The organism is Photobacterium sp. R1, assembly GCF_054600795.1.
In genome coordinates this window covers 119,005-135,219 of record NZ_BAAHZP010000002.1, presented here as the reverse complement: position 1 = coordinate 135,219, position 16,215 = coordinate 119,005, and the positions used below count along the sequence as shown (strand labels likewise).

Annotated in this window: 15 protein-coding genes; 9 read left to right on the top strand and 6 right to left on the bottom strand. The window is 48.9% G+C overall.

The features are described 5' to 3' along the window. Window positions 1-47: 47 nt before the first annotated feature. Window positions 48-947, bottom strand: a complete 900-nt coding sequence (locus ACYP03_RS03595; protein WP_459778521.1) for a LysR family transcriptional regulator — start codon at window positions 945-947, stop codon at window positions 48-50. Window positions 948-1,078: 131 nt separating this feature from the next. Between ACYP03_RS03595 and ACYP03_RS03590 the strand changes: the two genes are divergently transcribed. Both ACYP03_RS03590 and ACYP03_RS03585 read left to right on the top strand, forming a co-directional pair. Further along, entirely contained in the window at window positions 1,079-3,037 is a 1,959-nt protein-coding gene (locus ACYP03_RS03590) for a ligand-gated channel protein (protein ID WP_459778520.1), read from the top strand. 210 nt (window positions 3,038-3,247) lie between these two features. Beyond that, window positions 3,248-4,531, top strand: a complete 1,284-nt coding sequence (locus tag ACYP03_RS03585; RefSeq protein WP_459778812.1) for a DEAD/DEAH box helicase — start codon at window positions 3,248-3,250, stop codon at window positions 4,529-4,531. 75 nt (window positions 4,532-4,606) lie between these two features. Here the strand turns inward: ACYP03_RS03585 and ACYP03_RS03580 are convergent, their stop codons facing one another. The 3 genes from ACYP03_RS03580 to pdhA are packed head-to-tail and all read right to left on the bottom strand — an operon-like array spanning window position 4,607 to window position 7,825. After that, entirely contained in the window at window positions 4,607-5,764 is a 1,158-nt protein-coding gene (locus ACYP03_RS03580) for a dihydrolipoamide acetyltransferase family protein (RefSeq protein WP_459778519.1), read from the bottom strand. Next, window positions 5,761-6,744, bottom strand: coding sequence for an alpha-ketoacid dehydrogenase subunit beta (locus tag ACYP03_RS03575; RefSeq protein ID WP_248142418.1), 984 nt, complete (start codon window positions 6,742-6,744; stop codon window positions 5,761-5,763). Before ACYP03_RS03575 ends, ACYP03_RS03580 begins: the two co-directional genes overlap by 4 nt. After that, the gene (pdhA, locus tag ACYP03_RS03570; RefSeq protein ID WP_248142417.1) at window positions 6,737-7,825 is read right to left on the bottom strand and encodes a pyruvate dehydrogenase (acetyl-transferring) E1 component subunit alpha; all 1,089 of its coding nucleotides are present in this window, start codon (window positions 7,823-7,825) and stop codon (window positions 6,737-6,739) included. The genes ACYP03_RS03575 and pdhA overlap by 8 nt, the downstream gene beginning before the upstream one ends. Before the next feature lie 243 nt (window positions 7,826-8,068). On the opposite strand from pdhA, the gene ACYP03_RS03565 reads away from it, so the two are divergent. The 5 genes from ACYP03_RS03565 (at window position 8,069) to ACYP03_RS03545 (ending at window position 12,268) form a co-directional block, all read left to right on the top strand. Beyond that, entirely contained in the window at window positions 8,069-8,515 is a 447-nt protein-coding gene (locus ACYP03_RS03565) for an MOSC domain-containing protein (RefSeq protein ID WP_248142416.1), read from the top strand. 251 nt (window positions 8,516-8,766) lie between these two features. Continuing rightward, entirely contained in the window at window positions 8,767-9,132 is a 366-nt protein-coding gene (locus ACYP03_RS03560; RefSeq protein ID WP_459778518.1) for a hypothetical protein, read from the top strand. 161 nt (window positions 9,133-9,293) lie between these two features. After that, entirely contained in the window at window positions 9,294-9,722 is a 429-nt protein-coding gene (gene trxC, locus ACYP03_RS03555; RefSeq protein ID WP_459778517.1) for a thioredoxin TrxC, read from the top strand. A gap of 114 nt (window positions 9,723-9,836) precedes the next feature. Next, window positions 9,837-10,751 (top strand): cation diffusion facilitator family transporter, encoded by a 915-nt coding sequence (locus ACYP03_RS03550; RefSeq protein WP_248142413.1) that lies wholly within the window; start codon window positions 9,837-9,839, stop codon window positions 10,749-10,751. An 863-nt stretch (window positions 10,752-11,614) separates the two neighbouring features. Then, window positions 11,615-12,268 carry a TetR/AcrR family transcriptional regulator gene (locus ACYP03_RS03545; RefSeq protein ID WP_330959981.1) on the top strand — a complete coding sequence of 218 codons (654 nt, stop codon included), beginning with the start codon at window positions 11,615-11,617 and terminating at the stop codon, window positions 12,266-12,268. Between the two features lie 90 nt (window positions 12,269-12,358). Here the strand turns inward: ACYP03_RS03545 and nagZ are convergent, their stop codons facing one another. Next, window positions 12,359-13,369, bottom strand: coding sequence for a beta-N-acetylhexosaminidase (gene nagZ / locus ACYP03_RS03540; RefSeq protein WP_459778516.1), 1,011 nt, complete (start codon window positions 13,367-13,369; stop codon window positions 12,359-12,361). Window positions 13,370-13,638: 269 nt separating this feature from the next. Here nagZ and ACYP03_RS03535 point away from each other — a divergent pair, with 269 nt between their 5' ends. Beyond that, window positions 13,639-14,148 carry a DUF1097 domain-containing protein gene (locus ACYP03_RS03535; RefSeq protein WP_248142410.1) on the top strand — a complete coding sequence of 170 codons (510 nt, stop codon included), beginning with the start codon at window positions 13,639-13,641 and terminating at the stop codon, window positions 14,146-14,148. A gap of 1 nt (window position 14,149) precedes the next feature. Here the strand turns inward: ACYP03_RS03535 and ACYP03_RS03530 are convergent, their stop codons facing one another. Continuing rightward, window positions 14,150-15,091 (bottom strand): precorrin-2 dehydrogenase/sirohydrochlorin ferrochelatase family protein, encoded by a 942-nt coding sequence (locus ACYP03_RS03530; RefSeq protein WP_459778515.1) that lies wholly within the window; start codon window positions 15,089-15,091, stop codon window positions 14,150-14,152. Between the two features lie 269 nt (window positions 15,092-15,360). Between ACYP03_RS03530 and sseA the strand changes: the two genes are divergently transcribed. After that, window positions 15,361-16,212 carry a 3-mercaptopyruvate sulfurtransferase gene (sseA, locus tag ACYP03_RS03525; protein ID WP_248142409.1) on the top strand — a complete coding sequence of 284 codons (852 nt, stop codon included), beginning with the start codon at window positions 15,361-15,363 and terminating at the stop codon, window positions 16,210-16,212. Window positions 16,213-16,215 lie beyond the last annotated feature (3 nt).

Below are 16,215 nucleotides of genomic sequence, written 5' to 3'. Positions count from 1 at the left end.
TTTTTTGATCGCAGATCATTATCGGACAAGTCATTCATGCTGGCTGGTCAGGTTGAGGTCTGCCACTGTGCAGGACGATGAGCCCTCAGTTTTTCCAGCAGCGCCTGAAGCTTGGCGGGTGGCCTGCCGGACGGGTAATAACAGGCGATACAGGCAGGTTCGGCCCGCCACTGAGGCAGACAAGGCACCAGGTTTCCCGGATGTGATAAGTTGTAACGATGCACAAACCAGGTTGGCAGTATGCCAATGCCGTGTCCTTTCACGATGGTGTCTGTCTGTAACACCACACTGTCGCTGATCAGCCGGGAAGTGGCAGCCGGTAATGTGACCACCTGGCTGCCATTGGTCAGCGAGATACCGTTTTCATCTGCCATGTTCAGATTTACCCACTGGTGTTTCAGTAAGTCGTGGGGATGTTCTGGCGTTCCGGCAAACTCAAGATATTTGGGAGACGCATAAAGACCGTATTGCCAGTAGCCTAACACTTCACGGCGAAAGGCATTTTGGGGTGGTTTTCCGACCCAAATCATGAGATCGACCTGATTTTCCATGTCCGGCAGATATTGATCATGTAACCGGATGTGAATATCCGGATAGCAATTGAGAAAATCGTCCAGCACCTGGCTCATCCAGCCTCGCACCAGACTTGCATGAACGGCGATGTTCAGCCGTCCATGAATGTTCTCATTGAATGCCTGCAAGGCTTCTTTACTTTGCGTGGCAAGTGCCAGCATCCGTTCGCTGAATTCAAAAAAGATTTTTCCGGCTGCAGTCGGCTGTAAACGGTTGCCCTGGCGGGCGATCAGGGTTTGTCCCAGCTCAGCTTCCAACTGGCTGATTCGTCGGCTGAAAGTGGATTTGGGCTGATTCAGAGCCTGTGCGGCGGCCGTCAGACTTCGGTGCTGACAAAGGGCATGAAAGGCTTTGATGGTTGCCAGATCTTGCATGGCTTTTTATTCCTCAGGTTCATTCGTTCCATATCCGGAACGAATGATTCACTCTTTGGTGCTTATATTCTCCATCCTAATCAATAGAATGCAGATGATTTTGAGATTTATTATCATTTAGGAGAGTATTGATGTCCAGTCGTATCCCTGTGTTTCTGCCCGTCAGTCTGGCTGTTGCAGCGGCAATCAGCGCATCAGCACAAGCGCAAGAGCAGAATGCGTACACAGAAACCATGGTCGTGACCGCTTCTGGTTTTGAGCAGGTTCAGACCGACGCCCCGGCAAGTATCAGTGTGATCACCCGTGATGATCTTGAAAAACGTTATTACCGGGACCTTACAGATGCATTGCGGGATGTACCGGGTGTGGTCGTGACTGGCGGTGGTGGCAATACTGACATCAGTATTCGGGGAATGGGGGCGAAATATACGCTCATTCTGGTGGACGGTAAGCGTCAGAGTTCACGTCAGACCCGCCCGAACAGTGACAGCTCTGGTATTGAACAGGGTTGGGTACCACCGCTTCAGGCCATTGAGCGTATTGAAGTGATTCGTGGCCCGATGTCGACGCTGTACGGTTCTGATGCCATCGGCGGTGTCATCAATATTATTACCCGTAAATTTGAACAAACATGGACGGGGAATGTTCAGCTCGACACGATCTTTCAGGAAAACCGGAAGTCCGGGGATCAGAACAGTGCAAACTTCTTTTTGAATGGTCCGTTAGGCAGCGACAAGCTGGGCATGCAGTTGTACGGTCAGGTGACACAACGTGATGAAGACGAAATCCCTCACGGTTTTGAAGACAAAGATCTGCGAAGCGTCACTTCCAAGCTGCTGTACAGCCTGAACGACAAACACGATCTGACGCTGGAGCTGGGTGCATCTGAGCAGAACCGCACCGGGACCGTCGGAAAATCTGTGCCAACAGAAGGCTGCCGCGGCGGATGTGAAGATTCCGAAGATGAGTATCGTCGCACGTATGCTGCTTTAACCCATCAGGGAAACTGGGGGTTTGCAACGTCGACCACGGATATCCAGCGTGAAATCAATAAAAACTACAGTCGTCAGATTGAGGAAGTGAATACACTGGCAAAAACCAGCTGGGTGATCCCGGTCAGCAATCATCTTCTGGTGACCGGGGCTGAGTTTAACTATGCAGAGCTGGATGACCAAACTACGAATCAGGTCTCGGACCGGACCCATATCAGCAATCAGCAATGGGCGGTGTTCCTGGAAGATGAATGGCGTCTGAGCGACAGTTTCTCATTGACATTAGGGGGACGGGTTGACGATGATGAGAATTTCGGCAGTCATTTCAGTCCGAGAGCTTATGGTGTCTGGCGTGCAACGGATGACTGGACGTTCAAAGGCGGTGTGTCAACGGGCTACCGTTCTCCCACGCTGCGTGATATTACGCCAGACTGGGGGCGTGTGAGCCGGGGCGGAAATATTTACGGGAACCCGGATCTGAAGCCGGAAACCTCCGTCAATACAGAACTGGCGATGATTTATTCCTCACTGGAGAACACGGTGTTCAGCCTGACGGTGTTCTATAACCAGTTTGAAGACAAAATTACCCGTGTGACTTGTCCGGCATCGATTTGTACTGACGGGCCAAACCAGTTTGGCGCTGATCCGACTTATCAGGTCAACATCGATGAAGCGACCACCCAAGGGGTTGAGCTGAGCTATGCGACGTATCTGACAGAAAGTCTGCGGGCGAATGCAAGCTATACGTATACCGATTCAGAACAGAAGTCTGGCGAGTACAAAGGCCGGCCACTGAACCAGTTGCCTGTTCATTTGGCAACGCTGGGCACAGACTGGCAGGCAACGGATAAATTGAGCCAATGGTTGAAAGTGACTTACCGTGGTAAGGAGAATGATCCGGTGACCACGCCGTCCAGTTCAACCATCACAGAGCCAGCTTATACTTTCGTGGATTTAGGTATTGGTTATCAGCTGACGGATCAGGCGAAGCTGAAGGCTGCGGTATACAACGTATTCGATAAAGAAGTGACTTATGAAGATCACGAATATATTGAAGACGGACGCCGTTACTGGCTGGGCCTGGATATCGCTTTCTGAGCCCATTGACGGGTTCTAATGCCTTGAAATCAAGTCATGGTCAAGCCTGAGAAGTATGGTATAATCCGCCGCTAAATTTCATCCCTGTTGTGAGCCATATCACAGGTGTGCAACGGGGATTTTCATTGTGTTAGAGCGTTTTACCGGAGCAATACTTTGCACTTTAAAGATCTTGGGCTTGACCAGCGACTGTTGAAAAAATTGAATCACATGGCCTTTGAGCGGGCGACGGAGATCCAGCAACAAGCGATTCCCGTAGCGATTGCAGGAAAGGACTTGCTGGCTTCCTCGAAGACCGGTTCCGGTAAAACACTGGCATTTCTGTTACCTGCGATGCAGCGCATGTATCGTGGCAAACCTTTCACCAAGCGTGATCCGCGTGTTGTGATCCTGGCGCCAACCCGTGAACTGGCCAAGCAGGTTTATGCACAACTGCGTATGCTGAATGCCGGTACACCTTACGATGGCGCATTAATTGTGGGTGGTGAAAACTTCAATGACCAGGTGAAAGCCTTGCGTAAAGACCCGATGTTCGTAGTGGCGACACCGGGACGTCTGGCTGATCATCTGGAGCATAAAAGTACTTATCTGAACGGTCTGGAAATGCTGATTCTGGATGAAGCAGACCGGATGCTGGATCTGGGGTTTGCACCTCAGCTGCGTAAAATTCATCAGGCCGCCGATCACCGCAGCCGTCAGACCATGATGTTCTCCGCGACGCTGGATGATCCGCAAGTGCTCGACATCGCTTCGGAAATGCTGAAAGACCCGAAACGTATCGCGGTTGGCCATGCGGCACAGGAACATGGTGATATTGAGCAGCGGTTTATGCTGTGTGATCACCTGGATCATAAGCAAGCGATCCTTGATCGTCTGCTGGAGCAGGAAAATTATGATCAGGTGATTATTTTTACGGCAACTCGGGAAGATACGGATCGCCTGACTGCTTTGCTGAACGAGCGCAAACTGAAAGCAGTTGCGCTGAGCGGGAATCTGACTCAGCCTCAGCGAAACAGCATCATGAGCCAGTTCGAACGCAATGTACATAAGATTCTGGTGACAACAGATGTTGCATCACGGGGTCTGGACATCAGCAAAGTCTCGCATGTGATTAACTTCGATATGCCGAAGCACGCTGAAGAATATGTTCACCGGATTGGCCGGACTGGTCGTGCGGGCAACAAGGGTGATGCGGTGTCTCTGGTAGGCCCGAAAGACTGGAAGAGTTTCAAGAGCGTTGAAGCTTTCCTGCAGAAAAAAATCACTTTCACGGCGCTTGAAGGGCTGGAAGGTAAGTTTAAAGGGCTGAAACCAGCGCCGAAAAAGAAATTTACGCCGAAGAAAAATACGAACGCTAAGCCCCAGCAAGCTGAACGTAAAGTGGCGGCGAAACCGAAGAAGAAACTGGATAAGCGCTTTTACGACAATATGGCCGTCGGCGATAACGTCTTCATGCCGAAGAAGAAAAAACCGGCCGTGCCTTCGGAAGATTAAGGTGCAAAACGCCGGTGATGGAATCGCAACAGGCCAGCAATTGCTGGCCTGTTTTTTTAGGGTACAAGCAGTGATTTAGCCGTGAGGTTTCGAGAGATGCTCCACGATTGCTTTGACAAACCGTGCCGCTTCACCGCCAGTACAGGCCCTGTGGTCGAACGTCACTGACAGTGGCATCGCTCTGGCAGAAACCGGTTTGTTGTTCACCAGAATCAACTTCTCAATGAGACGTCCGGCACCCACAATGGCAACCTGAGGCGGCGTCACCACCGGCGTGGCATAAATGCCGGCAATTGCCCCGAAATTAGATAGCGTAATGGTGGCGTGCTGGAATTCCTCCCGGCCGACCTTTCTGGACCGAACGCTTTCGGCCGTTTCGTTAATCCATTGGCGAATGGCTTTCGGATTCAGACTGCCGGCATCTTTCAGGACCGGCACATAGAGACCGTGCGAGCTGTCGACAGCAATCCCGATGTTGACTTTGTGATGGACGCAACGGGTCATGGTTTCAGCATCAAACCAGGCGTTCATTGCCGGTTCCTGTTCACAGGCACTGACCACAGCCTGAATCAAACGCGCTGTAATGTCTTCCCCTTTGGGCCACTTATCCAGCAAGGCTTCCTCTGTGATTGTGACCGCAGCGATTTGCTGGTGGGATTCCGTCATGCTGCCGACCATTGTGCGGCGGGCACCTTTCAGGACTTCCGTTCCGGGTAACTGTTGATCACAGGCATGATAGACATCAGCTTCAATAATGATGCCATCAGGACCACTGCCAGTGATTTTCTGGAGGTTTACACCGAGTTTCTGTGCCAGTGCGCGCGCAGAAGGCAGGGCACTGATATGCTCCCCGGAAGGTTTCACCTGGCTGCCTACCCAGAATTCATCCACATTCACACTATGTGACTGGTGAGAGACGCTCCCAACGACCGTGGCTGCATCGGCCCGCTGCTTGCTTTTGGCTTCTTGTTTTTCCTGATTCCCAGGATCGGCAGAATTGGTTTCGTCGATTTCCATCAGCAGGCTGCCGATAGAAATTACATCCCCTTCATTACCGTGCCGACTGACGATGGTGCCGCTGTACGGCGCAGGTACTTCGACCGTCGCTTTGGCTGTTTCGACCGTCAGGACAACCTGATCAACTTCGACAACGTCGCCGACTTTCACATGCCATTCGATAATTTCAGATTCAGCGAGTCCTTCACCAAGATCCGGTAAGGTAAAAGATTTCATTTCCACCCCTCCACAAGTTGTTTGGCCGCAATGACAATGTCGTCTTTATTAATCATGAAATAGTCTTCATTGCGGTAGTACGGCATGACTGTGTCCATTCCAGTGACGCGAACAGGCGGTGCTTTGAGCAGACACATTGCTTTTTCTGAGACTTGAGCAATCAGTTCAGCGCCAACCCCACAGGTTTTGCTGGCTTCATGAACGACCAGAAGCCGTCCGGTTTTTTCAAGTGAGGCCACAATGGTATTGATGTCAATCGGCTTGATAGATGCCAGATCAATCACTTCAGCTTCGATGCCCATTTTGGACAATTCATTGACAGCCTGAAGAGATTCAACGACGCATGCACCCCAGGTCACCAGGGTTAAATCACGGCCCTTGCGAAGCGTGAAACAGGTGTCCAGCGGCAGCGCTTCACCATTGTCGATCACCTCTGACTTCACCGTACGATAGATGCGTTTCGGCTCAAAAAACATCACGGGATCGTTACTGCGAATCGCAGCCAGCAGTAAGCCGTAGGCTCTTTTGGGGGAGGATGGAATCACGACTTTTAAACCCGGAGTATGCGCAAAAATTGCTTCAATACTCTCGGAGTGGTGCTCTGGTGCGTGAATACCGCCGCCAAAGGGGGCACGGAAAACTGCAGGGCACGAGAGACGTCCCCTTGTTCTGTTTCTCAGGCGGGCCGCATGGCAAATCAGATGCTCCAGGGCAGGGAAGACAAACCCCTGAAACTGGAACTCTGCCACAGGCCTTAAACCCTGACTGGCCATTCCGACAGCGACGCCACCAATCAATGCTTCAGCAAGCGGGGTATCGATGACACGTTTGAGGCCATACTTTTGTTTGAGACCAACGGTGGCGCGGAAAACACCGCCATTGTCGCCGACGTCTTCGCCCAGCACGATAACATTCGGGTCTTTTTCCATTTCATGATGCAGGGCTAAATTGACTGCTTCCAGCATGGTAATCTCAGCCATGGTGACCTCCCTGCATACGCATAGCTTTATTAATGATGGCATCTCGTTGCGGACGGATTTCCTCTGTCGGTTCTTCGTAAAGGAAATCAAACGCGGACTCAGGTGGCTGCGGCGTAATCGCAATATAACGTTCGACCGCTTTTTCGACTTCCTGACGGCAATGGGCCTGCCAGGCTTTTTCTTCTTCGTCTGACCATGCTCCCTGCGCCATTAAAAAGGTTTTCAGACGCTTAATGGGTTCATATTGCCAGGCTTGCTGAAGTTCATCTTCACTGCGATACCGGGTGGCATCATCGGCAGTTGTATGATCGCTCAGACGATAGCTGACGGCTTCGATCAGGGTTGCTCCTTTCCCTTTCCGGGCACGGTCCAGACTTTTCATGATGGCGTCGTACATAGCAATAATGTCGTTACCATCGACTGTGATACCGGGAATACCGGCACCTTTCGCTTTGTCGGAGAGGAACTCTGCACCACATTGCAATTTCCGGGGAACAGAAATGGCCCATTGGTTGTTGTTAATCACAAAGACCAGCGGGATGTTCCAGGCGCCGGCACAGTTGATCGACTCCAGAAAATCTCCTTTTGAGGTACCACCGTCACCACAGGTCACTAATGCAGCATGGTGATCGCCCTGAATTTTCAGGGCTGCTGCAACGCCAACTGCGTGCGTACATTGGGTTGCAATCGGCACACAGAAGGGCAGGTCGCGGCAGTGTCGGTCATCAAAGGCAAAATCACTGCCCCGTTCATCGCCGCCCCAGTATTGCAGGTTCTTTTCCATCGCTATCCCACGTGCCCACATGGCAGGCATATCCCGGTAATAGGGAATGAATACATCGTCTTTCTTCAGCGCGCGGCCCATCGCAATCCCAATGGCTTCAGAGCCCAGATGAGAAGGATAAGTGCCCAGTTTCCCGGTACGCTGAAGTGCGACTGCTTTGTTGTCATAAACCCTGGTCAGCACCATATCTCGGTAGAAACCCTGCAGAGTCACAATATCTGCCCAAGCCGGTAGCGGCGCAGTCAGTTGTCCCTGAAAGTCTAAATATCGGTGCATACTTAAGGCTTGAACATTCATATCAAGCTCCTTTTCCAGCTGCTCTGAATGATTGAGCAGCAAATTCATAGTGGTTGATAGCTAATTGCCGACGTTGCATAGTATGTGTTTGTAAATTCTTGGTTTGCTAAACACTTCTAATTGTAATCAAAGTGTTAAAACTTGCTTCAGAGGCAGGTGGTGAACTAAGTAAAGAATTCGGTACAGCCTGAATTTTGCTAGTGAATTGTGCTGGTATTTAGACAACGTAAGGGAGATTTTTGGATGAAGCTGATAGGAATTGCCAGACGAAAAGCGTCACGTGCTGCAATGGAAGAACTGGAACAAATTAATGTATCGCAGGAAAATGGGGTCAAAGGAGATTTTCGTGGTAAACCCGGGAAACGTCAGGTAACTGTGCTGAGTCTGGACTCCTGGCTGGATGCATGCAAAGAAGTCGGAGAGCGTTTGCCATGGACCATTCGCCGGGCAAATCTACTGGTGGAGGGGACGCGTTTTTCAGAGGCCAATGTTGGTGATGTGATCACGATTGGAACATTACGTTTGCAGATTACCCGGGAGACCGATCCTTGCCCGCGTATGGATGAACAGTTTCAGGGGATGACACAGGCGCTGATGCCGGAATGGCGTGGTGGCGTATGTTGCCGCGTGCTTTCCGCCGGGGATATCAAGCTGGGTGACGACGTTTTAGTTGAGGCTTCCGGCAGTTAAATTGCTGAATCATGTCAGCTTACTTTGTCTTAGTCCTGAGAAATCGCAGACTTTGAACATGATGTTATGTGTATTTCACTCATACTTTGGATAGTCGTACGGGAAGCAGATTCGGCACCGCAGCTTCCCGTGTTTTTTACTGCCGGAAGTGAGTGAAAATGAAGTTGTCACTGATTGTTTTTGTTGCCTGCTTTGCGGGCTCAGCCTGTTCTTCGCAGAACGCGAACATTTACGCGCAGCAGGAAAGGTACGTGCAGCAGACATGTTACAATCATTCAGTTGCTGATAATTATGCTAATAATTTCAATGTGTTTCTTGCTGAGCGTAAAAAAGAGCTGAAAGTGCTGAAGCCGGAACTGACAACAGAGAATTACCGGCAACTTGACAGCGCATTGAATCATTTTGCGGATTACTGGAAAACCCTGAACAAAGAACGGGATCTTGCATGTGAGCGGCAGGCAGCCTGTGAATTCATGCAAATGAAATCCCCTGAGATAAAACTCGCAGATGCTGAAATGTGTGATGGTTCTGAGTTCATGTATAGTGTCAGCAGAGCAAAAATTATCTCTTTCTTTAGTGATATCGAACGATTACAGCTTCAGCGGACGGATTTTTAACCGGAAAGGTAACAGGGCAGACGTGTGTTGAGCTATATATTCGATGCCGCCATATGTTCGATATCATGGTCTGGCCTTTTATTCAGGTGTGATATACTGCCGGAAAGTTTCCGCCTGAGGGGTTTACTAACCAACTGAAAATTGGTTTAGTATCAAGAAAAATGCCGAGTTTTATTGTGTGCTGTCCGCACTGTCAGCAAAAAGTGACTTTACAAACCACTTCTTTATCAAACACCGCCTCCTGTCCGCATTGTTCCAAAGCTGTTTTAGATGGCAGGCCGGTTGAAGCAGACAGTCACAACTTTGCAGCTTTGATTCAAAGTCCTAAGCCTGTTGTGGTGACATTTTGGGGTAATCACTGCGCTCCCTGTCAGGCATTTAAGCCTGTGGTCGAGCAAGTCGCCAAACAAAAGAAACAATACCGTTTTGCCCGTGTGAATGTGAATCAGCATCCTGAACTGGCAAAGCGATACCGGGTAAGAGGTGTTCCAACCGTTCTGGTTTTCAAAAAAGGAAAACAACAAGCGGCTTTGAACACTGCATTACGGAAACCAGCTTTTCTGAAGTGGCTGGAAGAGATACAGAACTGAACACAGTGTTTGTATATGCTGTTTAGGTTCATCAAGCCGTCATGCTGAAGTGGTTCACTACCCATCAGGCTGACAATTTATTTATGTTATACAAAGATATGAAAGGAGGAACTTATGGCTACTTGCCGTAAAGTTAGTAAGGAACGTCTGGCACTGAAAATGTCTCTTGCCGGTACGGTTCTCCTTGCCACCCTGGGTATTGGTTATGGGCTGTATGTCGGATCAAGTGCGATCCTTCTCGATGGTATGTTTTCTTTTCTGAGTATGGGTATGACAGGCCTGAGTCTGTATACCGCCTACCTGGTCTCAAGACCGGACGATGACCACTTCCAGTTTGGTTACGCCCACATCGAACCTTTGATCAATGTCGTCAATGGCTTGCTCATCTTGGTAACCTGTTTGTTTGCACTCGCCAGTGGTGTGCAAACCATTGTCAACGGTGGCCATGAAGTTGTGCTGGAACACGCAATGGTTTATGCAATTTTGTCGACCATTTGCTGTTTTGGTATTTATTTCACGGAAACCCACATTGCCCGTAAGGAAGACTCTGAACTTGTTCGGGTCGACTCGCAGGAATGGTTGGTCGATGGCATCTTGAGTGCTGCAATTTTAGTCGGTTTTATGCTGGTGATGGTGTTCGATGCATTAGGCTATTCTCACTGGAATGCCTATGTCGACCCGATTCTGGTATCAGCTATGGCAATTGCGGCTTCTGTACTCCCCATCAAGGTATTGCGCCGTAATATTCGGGAAGTGTTGCTGGTTGCACCTCATGATAAGGTACAGTCCAGCGTGAATCGTGTGATTGAAGATTTATCGAAGCAATATCATTTCGATGACTATACACACCATTTTGCCAAAACAGGGCGCCAGTACGATTTGGAGATCAATATCCTCGTGAAAGACGATCAGTACTGGACAACAAAACGTCAGGATAAAATTCGCCAGTTACTTTGGGATAAGCTGAAAGGAGAGTTAGGGGACGCTTGGTTGTCTGTGACTTTTACAGGTCAAAAGCGCTGGTTGTAACCTGGATTCCTTTGATTTACAGAATAAAATGCGGTCTTTGTGGCCGCATTTTTTATTAGTTTTTTTTATGCTGTTTCTCAAGAAACATAAGGCAAATAATGCTGGCAGTTCGTACAAAAAAAAAGCAAAATAACTCGGCTAAAAGATGGTCACCGGTGCAGTATCTGCAAAATGTAAGTTGGAAAGCAGTGTTTCATCATTTTACTCAGTAAGCTTTTGATACTGAGCTCCTTTATGAGAATGTTTTTCAACGAAGCGTTGCCCAACCGGAGGCTGATTGATCACGATTATAGTGATTTTTAGCAACTGTGAAGCGTTATGAAATGGCCGACAGGCACAAAGATTATCCGGATTGGGGAAGCGACATGTTTGAAACATTACTGGTGATGGCATTTATTATCGGCGGGTTAGTGACTGTGCTGAAAGAAAAGAAAACCTGTAAGAACATCAACTATTCGAGCGAGTCTCTGTAACCTTTACAGACAGTTTGAGAATTTAAGCAAAGGCGCCTGATGATGGCGCCTTTGTTGTTTTTAAATTGTATTACCAGAATAAGCAACCAGTTTCTTTTATCTGACGATCCTGCCGCGTCATGTTACCGCTCAGTCTGAGCACGCTACACTTTCACTGTTTACGAAACCTTTCCCACACTTTTATGCGCGTAATCGCATACGGCGTGTTGCACTGTGTGAGAATTGCTCAGTTTTTCGGTGGCGTATGAGATGTAATCGTAAGACATTTATATTGAACAAATATAAATCTATAAGATAAACCGCTCGTTTAGTTTATGTAACGAGAGGTTTCCGATATTATTGGCGTGAATGCAAACATTTACTTTTCATAAACATAAAGGATAGGTCGAGATGGCAGCTAGTTCTCGAAAAACAACAAAGGGAGAACTTACCCGACAAAAAATTATAGAAGCGACGCTGGCGTTGATTGCGAGTCGTGGCTTGAATAGTCTGTCACACCGGAATATCGCGAATGCAGCTCAGGTGCGGCTTTCGCTGACCAGTTATTATTTCGAAAGTATGGATCATCTCATTCTGTGTGCGTTTGACGAATTCGCCCGGCGTGAAGTGATGCAGATACAGTGGATCCAGCAACAGGTCGATCAGATTCTTGAACGCTATCCTGTTGAAGGCGAAGAGAGTAATCGCCCTCAATGCATACAGGAACTCACAGATTTACTGACTGAATACATTCTGACTGAACTGAGTGATGAAAGCCGAAGAAAACAATTGGCAATTCGATGCCATTTCTTATTTGCGTTGGGGCAATCACAGGCACTGATTCAAAGAGTCAGTGCGTATAAGTTACAGGTATTAAATCTGATCAAAGAGACGGCCATTAAAATCGGCAGTCCTTCACCGGAGGTCGATGCAAATCTGGTGGTTTTTGTGTTCCGGGAGTTTGAATTTTCTCTGGTGAGCGGAGATGAAAACTTCAATCAGGAGATTGTTTCTGAAACACTGAAACGGCTGTTGTCGACATTGATGACAACACCCTACCAGTAAGTGAATCTCAAGCTTTTGATTGTGTATACCGTTTAATGAGAATCGCCCGATAGAGTCGGGCGATTCTGTTCCACTATTTTTACAGGGGGATTACATGGTGTGTGATTTTTCTGACCATGCTTCTTGTAGCTTGCGAATGGTTTGAGCACGATTTTTCCATTCCGCTGTATTGATCATCTCCTGATAGCGGGCAAAAGGTTTTTTCAGAAGCGTTTCCAGCAACGGAACCTGAGTTTGCGGCAGTGCTTCAAGCGCTTCAATTGCACCTGCACGGTTGTTACATAACATGACCATGTCACAGCCAGCCTGAAGGGAAGCTTGTGCTCTTTTACCGTAGCTGCCCAGAACGTCTGCACCTTTCATGTTTAAATCATCTGAGAAAATGACTCCTTTGAATTGCAGCTGATTGCGGAGCATATCCTTTAACCAGTACTCAGAACCGCTGGCGGGTTTCGAGTCGAATTCCGGATAAATCACGTGGGCCGGCATCATGGCATCGAGCAGATTTTCGTCAATCAACGTCTTGAAGACTGACATGTCGTGACCGACAACATCGCTTCTTTCATCGATCGGAGTTTCCAGGTGAGAATCGGCAATCACGCCGCCATGACCGGGAAAGTGCTTTCCGGTTGCCGCCATGCCAGCGGCTTTCATTCCCTGAATAAATGCACCGGCGTACCGGGCGATTTCCGCTGGCTGATCTGAAAAGGCACGATCACCAATCGCTTTGCAGTCAAAGCCAATATCCAGCACTGGCGCCAGACTGAGATCAATATCCATCGCTAGTAATTCAGCGGCCATCAGCCAGCCACCTTCCCGGGCAAGGTGAAGGCCGTTTTCTGATGCTGCAAAGGCTTTGGCGGGGGGCAAAAGGGTGAAGCCATCTCTGAAGCGCTGAACGCGTCCGCCTTCCTGATCAACCGCAATCAGTAGTGGTCTTTTGGCTGCCTGGCGGATCGATTGGGTCAGGGCAAATAATTGCGCTCTGTCGTGATAATTTCGGGCGAAAAAAATAACACCACCGACAGTCGGGTGTTGAAGAATCTCACGCTCTTCGGCATCAAGTTCAAAACCTGATACATCTAGCATTAGTGGCCCCATTTTGGCACTCCGTATACTGGGAAAAACGTCGGTTACAGAAACAGAAGGCGATACGTTATCACAAGCCGGGATGAGCCCAAACTGCAAAGTCATTGACTTGGCGGAAAACTGACATCACTTAATTTGATCTGTATCACTTAATATCTATTTTTGTTTCATTTGTATCACTGATATCGTGATCTATGTCGATTTAATGTGTACGAACAATCTCTAAACTGCCTTTTTGATGGCGGATCATACCGCCAGTGGCAAATCGACAGAGAGGCATCATGTCAGTACTGATTGCTATCGCCATTACGACAGGCGTTTTATCGGGTGTATGGGGCTGGGTGGCTGTATCTTTTGGCCTGCTCAGCTGGGCTGGATTTCTTGGATGTACGACTTATTTCGCGGCCCCGAAAGATGGTATGAAAGGCGTTGGACTCAGTCTGGCAACCAACATGAGTGGTGTGGCCTGGGCCATGCTGATTATTCACGGCTCGGAGTGGATTGGGATTGATATCTTTGGCTATGTTGTCACGGCAATTGTGTCATTTTTGATGTGTGTTCAGGCCAAACGTGAGTGGCTGAGTTTTATTCCGGGTACATTTATTGGTTGTTGTGCGACCTTTGCTGCGGGTGGAAACTGGCAACTGGTGATTCCGTCACTGGTTTTAGGTGTGTTGTTTGGTTATGCCATGAAAACATCCGGCCTGTGGCTGAAATCTCTGGCAGAACAGCGATCCAAGCAAACAGCGGCGGATTCTGAACTGACGTCAGCCGCTGTCTCTTCGAAATAATTCAGGACAGAGCAGGAAGTACCAGACCGTTGTGCAGTACGCATAACTGGACCAGTGATTCAGGCGTACTTCCTTTTTCTGTTAAGACACAAACGCGAACCGATTTCTGAAGGAATGAATTGACCTTCTCTGCTATATCACCCAACTGACAGTGTGCTCTGTCGGCATCTCGCCGGCAAAGTTCAATAAATCCATCCTGTGCTTCTTCATTGGTGTATAGCACCATTTCTGCCTGTTGCATGAGTCGCAGGGCTTTTAAGGTCAGCATTTCGGTTTCTGTACCGGTTTCTATGACCCAGAGTGTTCCCTGGCTCTTGTCGGGGTGCGCAAGCAGGGATGTGAATGCGGTTTCCAGCGCTTCTTCTGTTTTTGCCGTTTCGACTTGAGGCAGACGGAAAAACTGCTCCCAGAAATGCCTGCGCTCATCGACGGTATTAAAGTGTTGCTTCAGCCGTTCTCTTTGCTTTCCCGCGTACCCTGCCAGCAATGAAAGATTGTGCGCCAGTTGCGTTTCCAGTTTTTCTCTGAGAAATCGCACCAGCACCGGCGAGGCACCACCACTTGAAATCGCGACTTGTATCGGCGAACGGTCAATCATAGACGGAGTGATGAAGTCGCAATGAGCGGGATCATCGACGGCATTGACCCAAATCCGTTTTTGCTGTGCATCACGAAAGATTCGAGTGTTCAGCTCGCGATCATCTGTGGTTGTCCAGACTTGATAGTAATCACCAAGCACCGACGATTTATATGTTTCTGCCAGCCAGCGCATTTTTTGCTGGGCGGCCAGTTTTTGCAGTGTCGGGTGGAGTCGGGGAGAAACCAGCGTGATATCAGCGCCGGCACGAAGCAGGAGATCTACTTTGCGGCAGGCGACTTCTCCGCCGCCGATAACGAGGACTGGCTTGTTGGTCAGTCGGGTGAAAACCGGGAAATAATCCATCATTGCATCCTTGCTGAAAACGGCCAGACGACATTAACCTGATGATCTGTGTGATTCAAGCAACTTTTAGGGGCTGCTCATGTCCGGAATTGTAAGAAAATAGTTTAGTCTTGAGGGGTTACCTGTTATCACTATGGGCAGCGCAAGTGCCTGCGACTGTGTTTTCTGAAAGTGAACCGCTCTGGTGTGAAAGGCATTTTCAAACAGATAAGTGTAGCGGGTTATTCTCAGAATAATCTCAAGTTTTCAAATGGTTAGGTGAGGGATATATGGCAAGTGGCAAGTTACCGTCTTCTGTCGTCAGTGTAGACTGGCTGCTGGAAAATCTGGAAGCAAAGGAGATTGTGATTCTGGATGCCAGCTGGTTTATGCCGGGCAGCGGACGTGATGCAAAATCAGAGTGGATGAATGAACGTATTCCCGGTGCAGTCTTTTTCGATTTCGATCAGGAAATCTGTGATAAAGAATCTCATCTGCCTCACATGTTGCCAAACGAAGCGCAATTCTCCCGACAGGTTTCTGAACTGGGTATTCATAACGACAAGCAAATTGTTGTGTATGACGCTCAGGGATTATTTTCAGCGCCGCGAGTCTGGTGGATGTTTAAAGCGATGGGACATGATGCTGTTGCTGTCCTGGATGGCGGGTTACCAGCCTGGAAACGCAGCCAGGGGCCTTTAATGTCCGGCGAGCCTGAAAAGCCGCAAATTGAGAACTTTGTTGCACGATTCAGACCCGAGTGGGTGACGGATGCGCAGTCACTGCTGACAAAACTTGATGATCCAAAGACTGTGGTTTTAGACGCACGCCCTGCAGCTCGTTTTTATGCGCAGCAACCTGAGCCCCGTGAAGGGATTCGAAGCGGCCATATGCCAAACGCAAAAAGCCTGCCGTTCGGGCAGCTTGTCAAAGACAATCAGCTGCTGTCGCCGCAGTTACTGAAACAACGGTTTGATGCAATTTCTGATGAGGATCAGCAATTGATCTTCAGCTGTGGTTCTGGTGTGACAGCTTGTATTCTGGCGCTTGCGGCTGAGGTGGCCGGCAGAGAAAAGCTGACCGTATATGATGGCTCCTGGACAGAGTGGGGCGCGGGACTGAAGTATCCGGTTGTCTCCTGAATG

Coding starts and splice junctions, on each gene's coding strand:
- ACYP03_RS03595 (WP_459778521.1), bottom strand. CDS start 947: ATGCAAGATCTGGCAACCATCAAAGCCTTTCATGCCCTTTGTCAGCAC.
- ACYP03_RS03590 (WP_459778520.1), top strand. CDS start 1,079: ATGTCCAGTCGTATCCCTGTGTTTCTGCCCGTCAGTCTGGCTGTTGCA.
- sseA (WP_248142409.1), top strand. CDS start 15,361: ATGGCAAGTGGCAAGTTACCGTCTTCTGTCGTCAGTGTAGACTGGCTG.
- ACYP03_RS03585 (WP_459778812.1), top strand. CDS start 3,248: ATGGCCTTTGAGCGGGCGACGGAGATCCAGCAACAAGCGATTCCCGTA.
- ACYP03_RS03575 (WP_248142418.1), bottom strand. CDS start 6,744: ATGGCTGAGATTACCATGCTGGAAGCAGTCAATTTAGCCCTGCATCAT.
- ACYP03_RS03550 (WP_248142413.1), top strand. CDS start 9,837: ATGGCTACTTGCCGTAAAGTTAGTAAGGAACGTCTGGCACTGAAAATG.
- ACYP03_RS03535 (WP_248142410.1), top strand. CDS start 13,639: ATGTCAGTACTGATTGCTATCGCCATTACGACAGGCGTTTTATCGGGT.
- ACYP03_RS03565 (WP_248142416.1), top strand. CDS start 8,069: ATGAAGCTGATAGGAATTGCCAGACGAAAAGCGTCACGTGCTGCAATG.
- ACYP03_RS03580 (WP_459778519.1), bottom strand. CDS start 5,764: ATGAAATCTTTTACCTTACCGGATCTTGGTGAAGGACTCGCTGAATCT.
- ACYP03_RS03530 (WP_459778515.1), bottom strand. CDS start 15,091: ATGGATTATTTCCCGGTTTTCACCCGACTGACCAACAAGCCAGTCCTC.
- ACYP03_RS03545 (WP_330959981.1), top strand. CDS start 11,615: ATGGCAGCTAGTTCTCGAAAAACAACAAAGGGAGAACTTACCCGACAA.
- nagZ (WP_459778516.1), bottom strand. CDS start 13,369: ATGGGGCCACTAATGCTAGATGTATCAGGTTTTGAACTTGATGCCGAA.
- trxC (WP_459778517.1), top strand. CDS start 9,294: ATGCCGAGTTTTATTGTGTGCTGTCCGCACTGTCAGCAAAAAGTGACT.
- pdhA (WP_248142417.1), bottom strand. CDS start 7,825: ATGAATGTTCAAGCCTTAAGTATGCACCGATATTTAGACTTTCAGGGA.